The sequence below is a fragment of the Micromonospora sp. M51 genome (assembly GCF_018070305.1).
GTDB classification, from domain to species: domain Bacteria; phylum Actinomycetota; class Actinomycetes; order Mycobacteriales; family Micromonosporaceae; genus Micromonospora; species Micromonospora parva.
In genome coordinates, this window is sequence record NZ_JAGPXZ010001092.1 from 1 (window position 1) to 1,462 (window position 1,462).

General features: G+C 70.9%; 1 protein-coding gene. It reads left to right on the forward strand.

The features are described from left to right. Positions 1-1,011 (forward strand): FAD-dependent monooxygenase (locus tag KBX53_RS32715; RefSeq protein WP_210863725.1); only part of this gene is annotated, 1,011 nt, incomplete at its 5' end. Positions 1,012-1,462 lie beyond the last annotated feature (451 nt).

Here is a 1,462-nt window from a genome sequence, read left to right on the forward strand (position 1 = left end):
GGGCGGCGCCAGGTGCTGCTGACCGGCCGGCCGGACGGGGTGCACTACGACACGACCTTCACCCGGTACGAGCAGCGCGACGACGGCACTGTCACCGCGCACTTCGCCGACGGCAGCACCGCCACCGGCGACCTGCTGGTGGCGGCCGACGGCACCCATTCCGCCGTACGCCGCCAGTACCTGCCGCACGCCGTCACCCGCGACGCCGGGACGATCAACATCGCCACCCGGGTTCCGCTGACCCCGCACACCCGCAGTCTCATTCCGGAGCGGGTCCAGCAGGGCATCTCGCTGATCTTCGGAGTCGGCGGGATGATGGGCGTGCTGCACGTCATGGAGTTCAAGTGGGACGCCGAACGGGCGATCAAGCCCGGCGTCAGCGAGGCCGACGCCGCCCTGCTGCGCACCTGGCCCGGCCTGGCCCACGACACCACCACCGACAACATCAATCTGATCATCTGGAGCGCGGCCAACCGGTTCCCGGCCGACGTCATGCAACGCCGCGGCCAGGAGTTGGTGCAGGTCGCCCTGGACCTCACCGCGAACTGGCACCCGCACCTGCGGGAACTGCTCACCCACGCGGATCCGGCCAGCGCCCTGCCCATCAAAGTGTCCACGTCCGAGCCGGTGCCGCCCTGGAAGAGCAGCACCGTCACCATGCTCGGTGACGCCATCCACACCATGACCCCTGGTCGCGGTGTGGGCGCGAACACCGCGCTGCGCGACGCCCGGCTGCTCTGCGAGCAGCTCAGCCGCGCCACCGCCGGCGACAAGACCCTGGTCCAGGCGGTCGCCGACTACGAGGCGGTGATGGCGCCGTACGGCTTCGCGCGGGTCGCCGAATCGTTGAACCGCAGCGGCACCAACGGCGACGACCGGATGTACCGGCCGGTGGTGGGCCGGCTCGCGCTGCTCGGCGCGCGTGGCTACTTCGGAGTGACCAGCCGGGTGCCACGGCTGCGGCGCCGGTTCGTCGACGACTTCCACACCTACGAGGGCGACCGGGACTGAACCCGGTTCTGCCCGACCCGGGCTCGGCCTCCCCGCCGGGCCCGGGTCTCGTCGTGTCCGGCGCGCACCACCCGACCGACCGATGGGTGGCCCGCCGCACGCCCGCCCCGGTCTCATCGGCCCCGGTTCCGGTGCGATCGGGCGACTCTGTGTCACCCGGCAGGCACCGGCTGAGGTGGCTGGCCCACCCGCGACGCTGACGACCGATCCTGTCTGTCGTCGGCAATACGCGTGTGCGAAGCTGCGGCGAGTTTTTCTCGTGACTTTTCCAACGAGCTGAGAGGGAGGTTCGCCGTGGCGTGGTCTTTCGGACACTCGCTGATAGTGGTACTGGCACTGTTGCTGGGCCTGGCCGCCGGTTGGCTGCTGCGCGGCCGGCGGGGCGTACCGGGCAATTCGATTGTGGATGGTGACCCCGTCGCCGGCCTGGCCGTGATCTCCACGCCCACGC